Below are 15840 nucleotides of genomic sequence, written 5' to 3'. Positions count from 1 at the left end.
TCCCTCGTCATCCAGCCCGCCGTGCCTGTGGCCTGAGCCGCGGATCCGGCCGCCGGCGGCCCCTGCCGTCGACGCCATTTTCCGTCCCGCATCGTGTGCATGGTGCGCAACGGTGCCGTCTGGCGGTCCGTGGCAAATCGCACCCAGTCGTCACAGCCCCATCGTGTCGATCGTTGGCGAAGCAGAGGGACAACGCGTGTCTTCGACCTCCTGGGCAGGAACGGTTGGCCGAGCAGGTGAGGGACTGGGGTATCAGCGCTGCTGAACCCAGTCGCCGGACAAAAGCGTGAGGGCTCGCTCCCGACCACAGCACGCCCGGGTTGATGCACTCGGAGTGGAGACTCGTCATCCCCTCGAAGAACTCCATCGTTGCGGTGGAGCTCTCCAGTTGCCGGTCCACGGCGTCGAGGTAGCGCCTCGTGCGGCCGATGCGGGCCACGTCGTCCGGGCGAGCCGGGACTTGGCGGCTGGCCACCACGAACTCCACTCCGAGCGCCTTCACTTGGCGGAAAGACCTTCGCCACGCGTCGCGGCCACCACCCTCGGATTACCCGAGCGAGAGGTGCACGCCGCTGTAGACGACGCCCCCCCGACGGGGACGAGCGCGTACCCCTCCAGACTCAGTCTGCCTACCGGCGCACTTTTCGTGGAGCCCGGTCGCCCAACCCTCCGAGCACCACCACACAAACCGCTCGGCGAACGCGGTGACGAAACCTGCCGGGAACGAGCACCTCGATCACGGTCAGCGACTCGGGTGTTGCCCCATGCTCGACCCAATTGACGCATGGCCTACGAACAGGGCGTCCCCTGCCCACCACAATGAGGCCGCCGAGAACCGCCGGAGGGCATACGGCCCGGCAAGCCGACTTCGCTAGAACCGGGGCATAGCGCTATACCCCAGGGCGATCCCCTAGAGCCGTTAAGCCCGTTTCACAGCGTTCTGCTCCCGGACGGTGTCGAACAGGGAGGTCAGAGCGGGACTTCCCGCGAGACTGTCCAGCAGGACGTGAAGCGACTGTCGTTCCGTGGTGCCCAGGTCTGCGAGGATTTCGCCGTCGAGATCTACGAGTGTGCGGTTGAGGCGGGCCAGGACCTTGCGCCCTTCGGTGGTGATGTCCACGGCGTAGCGGCGACGATCCTGCGGATCTCGTGTCCGCTCCGCGTATCCGGCGCGCTCCAGGTCGTCGAGACTCGTCACCATCGTCGCGGGGTCGATGCGCAGGAACGAGCCAAGTGCCAGTTGCGGCATCGCACCGTTGTCCGCCAAAGCCTGCAGGACGCTGTAATGCCGCACCCGCAGGCCGGTCCCGCCAATGCCGTCCTCGGCGATCCTGAACGCCACCTGCCCGAGTTTGACCAGCAGGCAGATGGTGTGTTCGGCCACTGTCCCCGGAACCAGCGGAGCCTCGGACATCGTTTATCCCGCCCATGGTTAGTCGTACGTATGGTCCTGTCCATCGTACGAGAAGGCCCGAGGCACCAGGACCGCTACAGGCGGGCGGGATTCCCCACCTTCCGCCGGCTTACGGCCGGTGCGTCCTGGGTGCTCAGCCGACGATGGCCCGACCGAAGATCTGCCGGGCTATGACCCACTTCTGGATCTCGTTGGTGCCCTCATAGATCTCGCCGATCTTGCTGTCCCGGTAGATCGCCTCGACGGGGCCGGGGCTGCCGTCGGCACCCAGTTCGCGCGCGAAGCCGAGGCCTCCGAAGGCCTGGACGGCGTCGCGCGCCATGTCCACCGACAGCTTGGTGGCGTAGTACTTCGCCATCGCGGCCTCGGGCTCCGGGGACGGGTTGCCCGCGTCCAGGCGCAGGGCGGCCTTGGTGTAGAGGGTGCGGGCGTTCTCGATCTCGGTGGCCCGTTCGGCGAGCAGGAACTGCCAGTGCTGGTTGGCGGCCACCGGCTTGCCGAAGGCGTGTCGCGTCGACAGGTGGGCCACGGTGTGGTCGAAGGCGGCCTGCGCCATGCCGACCCCGGCAGCCGCGATGCCGATCCGGCCGTAGGTCAGAGTGGACAGTGCATGGCGCAGTCCGTGTCCCTCGGCGCCACCGAGGAGATCGTCGTCGGTCAGGTGCACATCCGTGAAGCGGACGTCCGCGGTGAGCTGGCCGCGGTTGCCCATCTTGCGGTCGGGAAGGCCGACCTCCACTCCGGGAAGCGCCGTGTCGACGATGAACATGCTCAGCCGGATGCCGGTGCGGGCGAGAACCACCACGAACCCGGCGACGGGCGAGTTGGAGATCCACCGCTTGTGGCCGTTCAGCACCCAGCCGGCCTCGGTGCGTATCGCCTCGGTCTGAACCGCCTGCGGGGACAGGTCACTTGAGGCATCCGGCTCGGTGGTGGCGAACGCGCCGACCACTGAGCCCTCCGCGACCTTTCGCAGCCATCGCTGCTGCTGCTCCTCGGTGCCTTGGCGCAGGGCGTTGCCCGCCAGGATGCAGTGCACATCGAAGACGGCCGCGACGCTGCTGGAGTAGTAGGCCAGTTCCTCGATGGCCGCGGCGGTGGCGCTCGCCGGGTGGGTCAGACCGTCGCCGCCGACCTCGCTGGGGAAGGGGATCCGGAAGACCCCCGCCGACGCAAGCCCGTCAAACACCTGCCGGGGGAAGCCGTCCGTGCGCTCGTCGCCGCCCGCGATCGCCACGGCGTGCGGAGCCACTTCGCGCTCTGCGATCCGGCGCACGGCAGCGCGAACGGACTGTGTCTCTTTGGGGGCCAGGAGCTCGTGGTAGAGCCGGTCGATCTGGCGTGTGGGAGTGGAAGTCATACGCGGAAGATACCATTAGCATCGCATACGATTAGCTCGGCAATCTATTTTGGAGGTTCGACCATGACACAGACGCTGGCCGACAAGACCATCCTGATGTCGGGAGGCAGCCGCGGCATCGGACTCGCCATCGCTCTGCGCGCGGCCCGCGACGGTGCGAACGTGGTGATGCTCGCCAAGACCGCCGTGCCGCATCCGAAGCTCGAAGGCACGGTCCACACCGCCGTTGACGAGATTGAGCGCGCGGGCGGCAAGGGGCTGGCCGTCGTCGGTGACGTCCGCGACGAGGACGATGTGCGCACCGCTGTCGACGCGGCGGTCAGCGCCTTCGGTGGCATCGACATCGTGGTGAACAACGCCAGCGCGATCGACCTGTCGTCGTCGGAGCAGCTGGAGATGAAGCGGTACGACCTGATGCAGGACATCAACACGCGTGGCACGTTCCTGCTGAGCAAGGCCGCTATCCCGCACCTGCGCAAGGCGGGCAACCCGCACATCCTCACGCTCTCCCCGCCGTTGAACCTCGCGCCGCACTGGGTGGGGAAGCACCTCGGTTACACGCTGTCGAAGTACGGCATGAGTCTGTGCACCATCGGGCTCGCCGAGGAGCTCGCCGCCGACGGTATCGCCGCCAACTCGTTGTGGCCGAGGACCCTGATCGACACAGCCGCCGTGCGCAACGTGGTCGGCGGCGCCGGACAAGCCCGTAGTCCGCGGATCATGGCTGACGCCGCGTACGCCATCCTCACGCGTGACGCGCGGAAGTGCACCGCCAACCTGTTCATCGACGACGAGGTCCTGTTGGACGAGGGCGTCACCGACCTGTCCGTCTACAGCCCTGCCGACTTCGAAGGTGATCTCGCGCTCGACATATTCGTCGATCCGGCCTGATCCCACACAGCTCACTAGATGAACGCGAGGGCGTTCTCGATGCCCTTCTTGAGGACCTCATCGGCGAGCTTCGAGTCGAAGGCGGCGCGGGACAGCTGCCGCGCCCCAGGCCTGCTTGCGCGTCCGCGCAGCGGCCGATCTAGTCGAGCAGGGCGGCGGAGGGACATCCGACGCCGCGCTGGTCCCGGTGCTCGGGCGACAGATAGCCGCGAACGAGATCCTCGAGTCCCGGGCAACCGGGCAACCGGGCAATCGGGCAACCGGGCAACCGGGCCGCAGAGTGCCGTACCGCGCCGCCTGCGCGCGTAGCTCCTCCCTGACGCCACAGGATCCTCCGTTCAATGCGCAGGGCCATTGCCTTGCACGTCATCCCGAGCCTATGGTCTGTCGAATGTAATATTATGACTCACATTTGATGATGCGTCAGAGTCAGAGATGAGGCACGCCGTGAGTGACGTCCCCTTCCAGCCCGCAGTGGAGCAGTCACGCGCGCTGGCCGCGGGTGAGATCTCGAGCCGGGAACTCGTCGAGCTCTATCTTGAGCGGATCGCCACCCATAACACCGCGTTGAACGCGGTAGTGACCCTTGACCCCGAGCGGGCCCGTCGCGAGGCCGGGGAAGCGGACGCCGCGCGGGCGGCCGGGCGAGACCTCGGTCCTCTGCACGGTGTGCCGATCACGGTCAAGGACAGCTTCGAGACAGCCGGGATGCGCACCGTCTGCGGGCGAACAGACCTCAAGGACTACGTGCCCGACCACGACGCCGAGGCGGTCAAGCGGCTGCGTTCGGCCGGTGCCGTGATCATGGGGAAGAGCAACATGCCTCCGGGCAACCAGGACGTCCAGGCCGACAACCCGGTGTTCGGTCCTTCATCGAACCCGTGGGACACGACCCGTACCTCGGGCGGATCCGCCGGGGGCGGCGCCGTCGCCACCGCCGCGGGCCTCACGGCGTTCGACTTCGGCTCGGAGATCGGCGGATCGACCAGGATCCCGTCCCACTTCAACGGCCTGTACGGGCACAAGTCGACCTGGCGGTCCATACCCCTCATCGGGCATGTGCCCTACGGCCCGGGCCCGGGACGATGGACCGAGGCCGACATGGGCTGCGGCGGCGCGCAGGTCCGCGACGCCCGTGACCTCGTCCCGATCCTGCGGGCAACGGTCGGGCCCGCCGACTACGACGGCGGTTTCAGCTACACACTCGCACCGCCGCGCGCGACCAAGCTCGCCGACTTCCGGGTCGCCGTCTGGAGCGAGGATCCCTCGTGTCCGGTCGACAGCGACGTCGCGGCTGCCGTTGACGACGCGGTCGCTGTGCTGCGGACGGCCGGCGCGAAGATCACGGTGCAGCCCGCCGGCCTCCCTGTCGACATCGCGACGAATCACGAGAAGGCCTTCCAGCCCCTGCTCTTCGGCGCGGGCGACCGCACCGGCCTCGCTCCTGCCTCCAGCGCCGCAGTGCTGGCCCGGTTCGTCCAGCACCCGCGGGGTGACGCCGGTCCCGCCCTGCTCGGAACCTTCCAGTCCCACTATCACTGGCTGCAGGCCCACATGGTGCGCAATGAGATCCGGCAGCGTTGGTTCGAGTTCTTCCAGGGCTTCGACATCGTGCTCATGCCGGTCACCCCGACGGCCGCCCCCGCCCACCACAACAAGCTGATCGACTGGTTCGGGCGGCCATTCGAAGTCGAAGGTGTGCGACGCCCTTACTGGGACCAGGTCAAGTGGAGCGCCGTCGCCAACGTCTCCGGGGGGCCGGCGACGACCATCCCGGTGCGCCGAGGCAGGAGCGGACTGCCCATCGGTCTGCAGGCCATGGGCCCGACCGGAGGCGATCTCACCACCATCGAGTTCGCCGCCCTGCTGGGCCGGGAAGTTGACGGCTTCGTGCCGCCTCCGGCCTTCGTCCAGACCCCCACCACTGGACCCTGACCACCCGCCCGAAAACCCCGAAGAACGACGATGCACAGCTTGAGCCGCAACGCGTCACGACTGCGGACGGATTCCGCGTCCCGCTCCCCGGAACGCACCGCGATCGTCTTCGGCGACGACCGCATCACGTACGAGGCCCTCGACGCCGCGGCCAACCGGGGGGCGAACCTGCTCGTCTCGCGCGGGATCCAGCCCGGGGACAAGGTCGCGCTGTCCTGCCCCGATTCTCCAGCATCTACTTCGGCATCCTCAAGGCCGGCGCCGCGATCGTGCCGCTGAACGTGCTGTTGCAGGGCCGCGAGGTCGCCTACCACCTCACCGACTCCGACGCGAAGGGCGTACTTCGCCTTCGAGGGCACCCCGGAGCTGCCGATCGGGAAGGCCGCCTGGAAGGGATTCCGCGAGAGCGCGGACTGCACCGAGTTCTTCCTGATCGAGAGCGGCGGCGCGCCGTAGTCCGGGGACGAGACGCCGGAGTCCTACACCTCGGACGTAGCCGAGCAGCCCGTGACGTTCCGGACGGTCGAACGCGACGAAGACGACACAGCGGTGGTCCCCTACACGTCCGGCACCACCGGCCACCCCAAGGGCGCGGAGCTGCGTCACCGCAACGTGTATGACAACGCGCTCGCCGGCATCGACCTGTTCGTTTCGAGGGGGCAGCGCCCTGCTACATGTTGATCATGTGGCCCGCGAGGCCGTGGACGGCTTCTTTGACCGCCTCGCCCAGGGTGGGGTGGGCGTGGACGTTGCGGGCGACCTCATGGAGGGTGAGGTCCCACTGCTGGGCCAGGGTCAGCTCGGGAAGGAGTTCGGTGACGTCGGGGCCGATGAGGTGTCCGCCGAGGAGTTCGCCGTACTTGGCGTCGCTGATCAGCTTCACGAAGCCGCTCGCGTCGCCCAGGCCGTGGGCCTTGCCGTTCGCGGTGAACGGGAACTTGGCGACCTGGACGTCGTATCCCTTCTCCCTCGCCTGTGCCTCGGTGTAGCCGAAGCTGGCGATCTGCGGCTGGCAGAACGTGGACCGCGGGATCATCACATAGTCCAGCTCCATGGTCTCCGCGTCCGCGATCGTCTCGGCGGCGACCACACCCATCGCCTCAGCGGCGTGCGCCAGCATCAGCTTCGCGGTGACGTCACCGATGGCGTAGATGTGCGGGACGGAGGTGCGGCAGCGGCCGTCCACGTCGATCGCGCCGCGCTCGGTGACGCGCACGCCGGTGTTCTCCAGGCCGTAGCCGGTGACGTTCGGGGCGAAGCCGATCGCCTGCAGGACCTTGTCGGCCTCCAGCACCTGCTGGGTGCCGTCCTTGCCGGTGACGGTGACCCGCACCTGCGGGCCGGACTCGTCGATCGACTCGACGCGGGTCGAGGTGAGCACGTCGATGCCCAACTTCCGGTACTGCTTGGCCAGTTCGTCGGAGACCTCGGCGTCCTCCAGCGGGGCGATCCGGTCCAGGAACTCGACGACGGTGACCTTGACGCCGTAGTTGTGCAGCACATAGGCGAACTCGACGCCGATGGCCCCGGCGCCGGCGATCACGATCGACTGCGGCAGGTCCTCGGCCAGGATCTGCTCCTCGTACGTCACCACGCGCGCGCTGCGCTTGGTGCCGGGCAGCAGCTTGGGGGTCGCCCCGGCAGCGATGATGCAGTTCTCGAAGCCGATGGTGCGGGTGTTGCCGTCGTAGTCGGCCACCTGGAGTGTGTGCGGGTCGAGGAACGTGCCGCGTCCGCTGATTTCGGTGATCGTGTTCTTCTTCATCAGGTAGTGGACGCCCTTGACCCGGCCGTCCGCGACCTTCCGGCTGCGGCGGAAGGCCTCCCCGTAGTCGAAGGAGACCTGTCCGTCGACCTTGATGCCGAAGGTCTTCGCCTCGCGCGTGAAGATGTGTGCGAGTTCGGCGTTGCGCAGCAGGGCCTTGGTGGGGATGCAGCCCACGTTCAGGCAGACGCCGCCCCAGTACTTCTCCTCGACGACCGCTACGCGCTTGCCCAGTTGGGCGGCCCGGATGGCGGCTACGTATCCGCCGGGGCCCGCGCCGAGTACGACGACGTCGAAGTGCTCACTCTGCTCGTCCATGGACCTTTCCTTTCCACTGGGACGGTCGACTCCACGTCAGTGGCCGACTCGCTCCCGATCGCACAACCTGTTCATCAACTCAGTCGCTGGTTCAACGCCCCGGTGCCGTGATCCATACCCACGCAGCGATCACCGACGGGCCAACGCCCCGTCGACTTCGTGTACTCCCGCCTCGGCGGCACCGAGCCTGAGGGTGTCGAGCCCGAAGGCCGCGACCGGACCGTGCACACCGGGCTTGAGGACGGCATCCGGCGCCGCCGCACGGACTGCGCCCCACGCCAGGAGGGAGCCCGTCATCTCGTAGGGATCGGGTCCGGTGAGGGCCGTCGCGGCCAGGGGACGACCCTGGCCGTCGCGGGCAACCGCGATCACCAGGGAACGGCCGTCGGTGTCCGGCTCACGATGTGCTCCCGGGAGCCGCCCGGACCACCGCGTCAGAGCAGCCCGCACCTTCGCCGACCTCAGCAAGGGCGCCTGGAGCATGGCGGCGATCTGCACCGGACGCGTCCACCGCCCGAGCCAGCCCATCCCCACCTCGACGCTCTCCAACTGAGGGAAGACCTCAGGCAGGCCGAGATGCTCCGTGCCCGGGACGGTCATGGCCGGGCGTCGCACACCGGCGTAGCGGAAGGTGAGGACACGCTTGGCGGCCCGCTCGTCGACCAGTCGGGAAGAGGCTCCAGGGCGTGGAGAGCGGTAGGCGAACCCGTCCTCGGCCACCGCGGCGACCAGCGTCTGGCGCGTGCCACCCGTGGTCAGGTCCCAGGAGTCGCGCAGGGTGCTCCGGTAACGCAGCTCACTCCCGCGCCCCGAACGGGTGATGAAGTAACCGATCTCGACATGGCATGCGCGCTCGCCCGCCTGTTCCAGGGCCAGGGCGCCGGCGAGATTGCCGGGCACGTAGTCGTAGCCGAACGCGGGTACGAGAGTCGCTCCCCGGGCGGCCGCGACGGAGTCCAGCTCGAGGAGGACCCGGCGGGCGAAGGGGCCCTCCCCCGTGGAGTCGAAGTAGCGCGCTCCCGCCCGCGCGGCAGCCGTGACCGTGGCCATGCCCAGTTGCATGAACGGCCCGACCGTGGAGACGACCACATCGCTGGGGCCCAGAAGGCGCGTGAGGTGGGCGGAAGAGGTGACGTCCACTTCCGCCACCGGCAGTTCCGCCTCGAAGCGGTCGGCCAGGGTCAGCATCTTCGTTCGGCTTCGCCCGACCAAGGTCGGCTTCTCACCTCGTGCGAGCAGTTCCCTGAGAACTCGCCGCCCCGTGTACCCCGTCGCACCCAGCAACAAAATTCTGCGCTTTTCCACGGCTACGTCTGCCTTCCGGAGGGCATTCACGACGACCACTGACCGACCACGAGTCATTCACTGACTTCAGGTCATTGAATATACGATGGTCAACATGAGAGGGCCAAACCGACGACAGCTGTATGCGGAGCAGACCCGGGCGGACCTGGTGGCGGCCGCGCGCAAACTCTTCGTCGACAACGGGTTCGCGGACACGTCGGTCGAGGCCATCACCACGGCGGCGCAAGTGAGCAAGGGCACCTTTTACCACCACTTCCCGGACAAGAAGGCGATGTTCGCCGAGCTCTACACGGAGCTGCTCCAGCGGGTCGGAGCGCTCGCCGACGCGGCGTCCGAGGCGATCCGTGCGACGCCGGGCGAGCCTGCGTTGGCCGCCGTGTCGAACCTCACGCACGCCTTCTTGCGGCGGACCATCGACGATCCCCTGCATCGAGAGCTGATGGCCCAGGCGCCCTCGGTGCTGGTGGAGCAGTACAGTCACATCAACGACACGGTGGCCCAGCCGCCGATCGAACGGCTATTGACCGTCCTGGCCGAACGCGGTGACGTGGAACCGGACGTTCCGGTCGCCACCGTCGCCCGGCTGCTGTTGGCCGTCCTGTGCGAGGGCAACCAGATCATCGCCGCCGCGGCGGACCGGGAGGACGCCCTGGCCAGGACGTTCCACACGATCACCCTGCTGATGTCGGGCCTGGCGGCGGACGGCGTCAGCGCGCACGGTTGACGTCGAGCAACGCCTGCAACAGCACTCCTCGACTGCACCCGGCCGTGCCGCTACCGTGCCGCCTCGTCCTCAATGTCACGGACCAGGTCGATGGCCCGACCGAGAGTGGTGAGCCGAGCGTCGAGGGTCTCTCCGGCCGGATAAAAACGTACGGTGTCCACACCGGCGTCGCGCCACACACGCAGCCGCTGACGCACCATGGCCTCGGTTCCGATCAGAGTGGTCGCCAGCACCATTTCGTCGGTGACCAAGCCGGCCGCGCCGTCCCGGTCCCCGGCCTGCCAACGTGTCCGGACTTCGGCCGCCACCTCGGCCCAACCCTGGCGGCTGTAGGCATTGTTGTAGAAGTTCGTGGTCGCGGACCCCATGCCGCCGAGGCTGAAGGCCAGTTCCTTCTTGCGTCCGGCCACCATCGCGCTCAGCGCGTCCTCGTCGTCCGCGAAGGCGACCTCGGCACCTTGGCAGATGTCGAGGTCGGCACGGGCGCGACCGGCGGTGGCCAGGCCCTGGTCCAGGTGGTCGAAGTACGCCTCCTTGGCGCCCTCGGGCACGAAACTGGTGCCCAGCCACCCATCGGCGATCTCACCGGTCAGGTGCAGCATCTTCGGCGAGAGGGTGGCGAGGTAGACCGGAATGTCATGCTCGGCACGCATCGACAGACGCATGGGTTTCGCCTCCGCGCCCGGCAGTGGAATCCGGAACTCCTGTCCCGAGTAGGAGACTTTGCCGCCCGCGGCGGCCTCCCGCACGATCTCGACGGTCTCCCGCATCCGCACCAGCGGCCGGGCGAAGGGCACGCCGTGCAGCCCCTCGATCACCTGCGGCCCGGAGGGGCCCAGTCCGAGAAGGAAGCGCCCCTGGGAGATCTGCGACAGTGTGATCGCGGCGCGGGCGATGGCCATCGGCGTGCGGGTGCCGAGTTGGATGATTCCGGATCCGAGGAGCATGCGCTCGGTCTTCGCCGCGAGGTAGCCCAACGGCGAGGGAGCCTCGGAGCCCCACGCCTCCGCCACCCAGCAGATGTCGAGACCGAGCTTCTCCGCCTCGGTGACATAGGCGACGATCTCCCGCCAGTCGCCCCCGGAAGCTTCGATCGTGGTGGAGGTACGCATCAGAGCCTCGCCTCGCCCGCGGGCCGGGCCCTCTCGGCCAGCTTCTTGATCTCTTCGAGGGTGATGGTCATGTTGGCCTCGAACTCCCGCATGCGCACGAAGACGATCTTCTGCTCCTTCTCCGGCATGCGATCGATGGCGAAGGAGAGGCCCGAAGGGGCCGGCCCCATCTGCATCCATTCGCTCAGCAGAGTGCCACCGCCCTGCGGCTCCAACGTGAACCGCCAGATCGCGGTTGGGTCCTGCGGGTTCTCGACGCTCCAGGCAAGCAGCCTCGGCGGCTCGTACTCGACGATGTGGGAGGTGGTGGTCCACTCCCCGAGTGCCTCGTGCTTGCTCCTGCCGATGAACCGGGCTCCCAGAGCAGGGGCGGTCCTGCCATCCAGCCATTCGACATGCTGCAGCTCGGAGCTCATACGCGGCATCAGCTCGATGTCGGACACGAGCGGCCACACCTGTTCGGGCGGAGCAGCGATCCAGGTGCGAACCTCCACCGTCGGCTTGTCCGCATAGCGCGCGCCTGTCCAATCCATGTTCCTGCAGCCTCCATGCCGATCCGAGAACTTCCATGACCAGACGTGACCAGTAAAGTTGCGTAGATAGACTCACATGTCAAGGGAAACGCCGCCCCGGCAGAGCCGCGAAGTCAGCCGGCGAAACGCTCTCGGACATCCGGCCGTTCGGCCAGATGTGACGGATAGCCGGGGCCCATCCGAGGACTGGTGTTCTCCGCGGTCATCTGCTCCCCGCAGGAAGAACACACCACCTCGGCATGGGCTTCCTGTCCGCAGACGTCGTGATGCATGACTACCGGCGGGCCCTCTTCACCGGACAGCCAGCGGTCCCCCCACCGGTTCATCACCAGCAGCACACCGTAGAAGTCGCGCCCCTTCTCCGTGAGCACGTAGTCGTACCGAACTGGCTCCGTCTGGTACGGCCGTTTCTCCAGCAGCCCCTCATCCACCAACCGGCGCAACCGGTCCGTCAACGTGTTGCGCGCGATCCCCAGTGACACCTGGAACGCGTCGAACCGTCGGATCCCGTAGAACGCCTCACGCAGCACCAACGGCGTCCACCAGTCCCCGAGCAAGTCCATGGTGCGCGCGATCGAACAGGGCCAGTGCGCAAAGGATGTCCGCCTCATGACCGTCAGCATAGGTTCGTCCAGTCGTGAGACCCAGCAGGTGGAGCGACGACAGTTCATACACGCGACATCTTGCGCTCATTAAATAACGAAGTTATGTTGCCGTCATGAAACGTGACTTGCTGGGCAGAAAGCTGGTTGTCACCGGAGCGGCGCGCGGCATCGGCGAGAAGGTGGCCCGCCTGGCCATCGCCCGAGGCGCTCAGGTCACCTTGATCGGACTGGAACCCGATCGGCTCCGTGACCTCGCCCGCGAGCTGGGCCCCGCCGCTTCCTGGCGTGAGGCCGATGTGCGCGACGGCACCGTCCTGCGGTCAGCGATCGACGAGGCTGCGGGGGTCATGGGCGGCATCGATCTCGTCGTCGCCAATGCCGGCGTCGTGGCGTACGGGACCGTGCGACAGACGGACGAGGCGTCGTTCGAGCGGGTCCTGGACATCAATCTGAACGGTGTCTTCCGGACCCTCAAGTACGTGACGCCCCATCTGGAGCGCAGCCGGGGACACGTGCTGGTTGTGGCCTCCGCGCTGTCCTTCATGCCGCTGGCGGCGATGGCCTCCTACGGCGCCAGCAAGGCCGCGGCCGAGCTGCTCGCCCTGACCTATCGCCAGGAGGTGGCGCATCTCGGCATCACGGTCGGCCTGGTGCACCCCTCCTGGATCGACACGGATCTCGTCCGGGGCGCCGAGGCGGACCTTCCCTCGTTCCAGGGCCTGCGCAACCGGCTTCCCTACCCGGGCAATGTCACCACGAGTGCCGACCGGGCGGCGGCCGCGATCGTCGACGGGCTCGTGCGCCGGCGCAGCCGTGTGTACGTCCCGCGCGCCGTCCTCGTGGCCAACTGGGCCAAGGCGGCGCTGAATTCGCCACTGGCCTGGCCATGGGCGAGGCGCTTCGCGGCCCGTGCCGTTCCGTCCCTCGAACGGGAGGTCGCGGCGCTGGGGAGGCATGACCAGCTCACGCCGGGCACCGGTGCCTCTGCCGCCGAGACCAAGTCGCCCTAGCCGCACATGGGTGGTCCCGCGCGGGACAGCGTCCTGCCCTACCGACTTTCACCGACCTTGAACGATCGAGTCGTAAAGGCGCGCGCCCGCCTCGTGCGAGGCTTCGGCCCGTTCCCGCTTGTCGCCCAGACCGACAGAGAAGTTCACGCCCATCGGCCGCATCACCTGCACCACGGGATCCTCGAACTCGCCGAAGTGCTCGGCCAGCTCAAGGGTGACGTACCCGTGGACCAGACTCCACAACTGGGCGGCTATGACTTCAGGTTCCTGCCGCTCGGCCCTGCCCGAGTCCACGAGCCGTCGACATGCCGCGGTGATATGGACGTGGGCATCCCGGAAGGCCGGCGAATGTCCGCTCAAGCGAAGGTCCGCGTCCGACAGCGGCCGGTACGTCGCACGAGTGGACAGGCCGAACATCAGGTCGTACAGGTGAGGGTTCTCGTGGGCCACTCGGCGGCAGGTCAAAGCCATGGCGAAGAGATCCGCGATCGGATCATCCGTCACCGGCACCTGGGCGAACGCCGCGCCGAGCTCCCTGAAGCCGTGGTCGGCGACGGCGCGCATCAGTTCGGGGATCCCACCGAAGTGGCCGTAGACGACCATCGTCGACAGCCCGCTCGCGGACGCCACCGTACGCGCCTTGATGGCCGACGGCCCCTGTTCGGCCAGCAGGCCGACAGCGGCTCGCACAAGCCGCTCCGGTGCGTCATCGAGCCTCGGCCGCCCTGCCATGCCTCTCGCGCCTCCACCATTGACACTCTTGAAATAACTTGGTTATGTAACTCGTCACGGCAATAGTACACATCTTGAGCGACGTGCCGTTTCGGACACGGGCGCGCCTCCCCGGACGGGCTTTCACGCACTGTCCCAGATTCCTGGCGCCGGCAGCCCCTCCCTCACTCGCTTTGCACTCCCCCATGAACCCAGCACGGGAGCAGAATCCATGCCATACAAAGACAAGGGTCATCTGGAGATCGAGGACCGCGGAGCCGTCCTTGTCGTCCGGGTCGACGGCGGCCCGCACCAGTTGTTCGGCCTCGACATCGCCCATCAGCTGGACAAGCTGGTGACCCGGGTCGACCGCGATCCGAGCATCCGTGCCGTCGTCTTCACCGGGGCACATCCCGAGCGGTTCGTCAGCCATGCCGCGGTCCGGTGGCTGCAGGAAGAGGGCGCCGCGAGCCCGACGGTCGGCCGACGCGGTGCCGCCGCCGTCGTACGCATGGCGAAGCACGTGGACCGGTCCCGGGTCCTCGGGGCACTCATGCGCAGGACCCCGATGCGGGGTGCCCTCCAGCTGGAGCGTCTGCACACGACCTTCCTCCGGATGAACGCCAGCGGTGTCCTCTTCGTCGCCGCGCTCAACGGTTCGGCTCTCGGCCTCGGCGCCGAGTTCGCCTGGGCCTGCGATCTGCGGGTCATGGCCGACGGGGACTTCTTCATCGGCCAGCCCGAAATCCTCCTCGGCATCATCCCGGGCGGAGGCGGCACCCAGCGGCTGACCCGCCTGATCGGCACCCACCGGTCCCTGGCCGCGATCCTCGAAGGCAAGCCGTTCACGCCCGCGGAAGCGCTCGCCAACGGGGCGGTCGACAAGGTCGTACCCCAGGACAAGGTCGTCGCGCAGGCGGTCGAGCTCGCAGAGCACTTCGGCCGGCGGTCGAAGGGGTCGGTCGCGGCCGCCAAGAGGTCGATATACCTCGGCGGCTCGATGCCCCTGGAGGACGGACTCCACGTCGAACGCGCCGAGTTCTTCACCCGAGTCATGTCGAAGGACGGCCAGGAACTGATGCTCGACTACATGAAGACGACGGACGTCACCGGCGAGCTCCCGCTCTACAACCCGGACACCTACGCCCAGGCGCTCGCCTCGGGCAGCGTGCCCGGGCACCGCTCGACGAAGACGACGCGGCGGTGAGCAGACGATGACCACTGCGCACTCCTTCACCCGCCACGACATCACCTTCCCCTCCGGCGACAGCACCTGTGCCGGATGGCTCTACCTCCCGACCGGCGTCACCTCCCCGCCCGTCGTCATCCTCGGGCACGGCCTCGGCGCCACCCGCGAGATGCGCCTGGACGCCTTCGCCGAGCGTTTCGCTCAGGCCGGCATCGCCGCCGTGGCCTTCACCTACCGGCACTTCGGCGACAGCGGCGGCCACCCGCGCCAGCTCCTGTCGATCAAGCGTCAGCTCGCCGACTGGGACGCCGCCATCGCCTACGTCAAGGCCCGCCCTGACGTCGACCGCTCCCGCATCGCGGTGTGGGGCAGCTCCTTCGGCGGAGGCCACGCCATCACCGTCGCCTCTCGGCATCCCGAACTGCGCGCGGCCGTGTCCCAGTGCCCGTTCACCGATGGTCTCGCCTCCGCGCTCGCGCTCGGCCCGGTCGCCTCGCTCAAAATGACCCCCGTGCTCGCTCGGGACATGGCGGCCAGAGTGCGCGGCAAGGCACCCGCGATGGTTCCCATCGCCTCCGCCCCCGGTTCGCCGGCCCTCATGAACGCCCCTGACGCCCTGCCCGGCTACCAGGCGCTCCAGCCGCCCGGCACGACATTCCGCAACGAGGTGGCGGCACGGGTCATTCCGACCATCGCCACCTACCGGCCTGGGCGTGCCGCGAAGAAGGTCGCCATGCCGATCCTCTTCTGCGTCAGCAACACCGACTCCGTCACACCTCCCGCCCAGACCCTCCGGTACGCGCGCACCGCACCCCGGGGAGAGATCAAGAGGTACGACGCCGGCCACTTCGACTTCTACACCGGCGAGACCTTCGAGGCCCTGGTTCGCGACCAGATCGAGTTCCTCACCCGGCAGTTGCACCCCGCGCCGGTATCGACTCCTTGACCGGATCGCACAACACCGAGAC

The 15840-nt window shown here is 67.9% G+C and carries 16 protein-coding genes and 1 pseudogene; 8 read left to right on the top strand and 9 right to left on the bottom strand.

The window, feature by feature from the left end; genetic code table 11:
- Positions 1–919 precede the first annotated feature (919 nt).
- Complete coding sequence (locus tag AB0B29_RS26425; RefSeq protein ID WP_362243952.1) at positions 920–1414, bottom strand: MarR family winged helix-turn-helix transcriptional regulator; 495 nt, start codon at positions 1412–1414, stop codon at positions 920–922.
- Between the two features lie 133 nt (positions 1415–1547).
- Entirely contained in the window at positions 1548–2774 is a 1227-nt protein-coding gene (locus AB0B29_RS26420; RefSeq protein WP_362243951.1) for an acyl-CoA dehydrogenase family protein, read from the bottom strand.
- A 63-nt stretch (positions 2775–2837) separates the two neighbouring features.
- Between AB0B29_RS26420 and AB0B29_RS26415 the strand changes: the two genes are divergently transcribed.
- Entirely contained in the window at positions 2838–3665 is an 828-nt protein-coding gene (locus AB0B29_RS26415) for an SDR family oxidoreductase (protein ID WP_031143689.1), read from the top strand.
- Positions 3666–3679: 14 nt separating this feature from the next.
- On the opposite strand, the pseudogene AB0B29_RS26410 reads toward AB0B29_RS26415, so the two are convergent.
- A pseudogene (locus tag AB0B29_RS26410) lies at positions 3680–3986 on the bottom strand (hypothetical protein); the annotation flags it as partial.
- Positions 3987–4112: 126 nt separating this feature from the next.
- Here AB0B29_RS26410 and AB0B29_RS26405 point away from each other — a divergent pair.
- The 3 genes from AB0B29_RS26405 to AB0B29_RS26395 all read left to right on the top strand — a co-directional run bounded on the left by AB0B29_RS26405 (position 4113) and on the right by AB0B29_RS26395 (position 6281).
- Positions 4113–5600: an amidase gene (locus AB0B29_RS26405; protein ID WP_217236343.1), complete on the top strand. Its 1488-nt coding sequence runs from the start codon at positions 4113–4115 to the stop codon at positions 5598–5600.
- Positions 5601–5630: 30 nt separating this feature from the next.
- Complete coding sequence (locus AB0B29_RS26400; protein ID WP_362243950.1) at positions 5631–5879, top strand: AMP-binding protein; 249 nt, start codon at positions 5631–5633, stop codon at positions 5877–5879.
- Positions 5880–6107: 228 nt separating this feature from the next.
- A complete protein-coding gene (locus AB0B29_RS26395) occupies positions 6108–6281 on the top strand; it encodes an AMP-binding protein (RefSeq protein WP_199808890.1) in 174 nt (57 codons plus the stop codon).
- On the opposite strand, the gene lpdA is transcribed toward AB0B29_RS26395, so the two are convergent.
- Positions 6271–7683, bottom strand: coding sequence for a dihydrolipoyl dehydrogenase (gene lpdA / locus AB0B29_RS26390; RefSeq protein WP_362243949.1), 1413 nt, complete (start codon positions 7681–7683; stop codon positions 6271–6273). The genes AB0B29_RS26395 and lpdA overlap by 11 nt on opposite strands.
- Before the next feature lie 129 nt (positions 7684–7812).
- Positions 7813–9045: a saccharopine dehydrogenase NADP-binding domain-containing protein gene (locus AB0B29_RS26385; protein ID WP_362243948.1), complete on the bottom strand. Its 1233-nt coding sequence runs from the start codon at positions 9043–9045 to the stop codon at positions 7813–7815.
- Positions 9046–9082: 37 nt separating this feature from the next.
- Here AB0B29_RS26385 and AB0B29_RS26380 point away from each other — a divergent pair, with 37 nt between their 5' ends.
- Positions 9083–9712, top strand: coding sequence for a TetR/AcrR family transcriptional regulator (locus AB0B29_RS26380; RefSeq protein ID WP_362243947.1), 630 nt, complete (start codon positions 9083–9085; stop codon positions 9710–9712).
- Positions 9713–9762: 50 nt separating this feature from the next.
- Here AB0B29_RS26380 and AB0B29_RS26375 read toward each other — a convergent pair whose 3' ends face one another.
- From AB0B29_RS26375 to AB0B29_RS26365, 3 genes are all read right to left on the bottom strand, one after another.
- Positions 9763–10824, bottom strand: a complete 1062-nt coding sequence (locus tag AB0B29_RS26375; protein ID WP_217236347.1) for an LLM class flavin-dependent oxidoreductase — start codon at positions 10822–10824, stop codon at positions 9763–9765.
- The gene (locus AB0B29_RS26370) at positions 10824–11357 is read right to left on the bottom strand and encodes an SRPBCC family protein (protein ID WP_109004494.1); all 534 of its coding nucleotides are present in this window, start codon (positions 11355–11357) and stop codon (positions 10824–10826) included. Before AB0B29_RS26370 ends, AB0B29_RS26375 begins: the two co-directional genes overlap by 1 nt.
- A 113-nt stretch (positions 11358–11470) precedes the next feature.
- Positions 11471–11968, bottom strand: coding sequence for a winged helix-turn-helix transcriptional regulator (locus AB0B29_RS26365; protein ID WP_362243946.1), 498 nt, complete (start codon positions 11966–11968; stop codon positions 11471–11473).
- Between the two features lie 107 nt (positions 11969–12075).
- Between AB0B29_RS26365 and AB0B29_RS26360 the strand changes: the two genes are divergently transcribed.
- A complete protein-coding gene (locus tag AB0B29_RS26360; protein ID WP_217236350.1) occupies positions 12076–12972 on the top strand; it encodes an SDR family oxidoreductase in 897 nt (298 codons plus the stop codon).
- Between the two features lie 48 nt (positions 12973–13020).
- Here the strand turns inward: AB0B29_RS26360 and AB0B29_RS26355 are convergent, their stop codons facing one another.
- Positions 13021–13704 (bottom strand): TetR/AcrR family transcriptional regulator, encoded by a 684-nt coding sequence (locus AB0B29_RS26355; protein ID WP_362243945.1) that lies wholly within the window; start codon positions 13702–13704, stop codon positions 13021–13023.
- 211 nt (positions 13705–13915) lie between these two features.
- Here AB0B29_RS26355 and AB0B29_RS26350 point away from each other — a divergent pair, with 211 nt between their 5' ends.
- Together AB0B29_RS26350 and AB0B29_RS26345 are read left to right on the top strand one after the other, a co-directional pair.
- Entirely contained in the window at positions 13916–14890 is a 975-nt protein-coding gene (locus AB0B29_RS26350; protein WP_217236352.1) for an enoyl-CoA hydratase/isomerase family protein, read from the top strand.
- 7 nt (positions 14891–14897) lie between these two features.
- Positions 14898–15818 carry an alpha/beta hydrolase gene (locus AB0B29_RS26345; protein WP_217236353.1) on the top strand — a complete coding sequence of 307 codons (921 nt, stop codon included), beginning with the start codon at positions 14898–14900 and terminating at the stop codon, positions 15816–15818.
- The last annotated feature ends 22 nt before the right edge of the window (positions 15819–15840 follow it).

It is taken from the genome of Streptomyces tibetensis (assembly GCF_040647715.1).
Taxonomy (GTDB): domain Bacteria; phylum Actinomycetota; class Actinomycetes; order Streptomycetales; family Streptomycetaceae; genus Streptomyces; species Streptomyces tibetensis_A.
The sequence above is the reverse complement of the archived record's forward strand: the minus strand, read 5'-3'. Positions and strand labels throughout refer to the sequence as shown.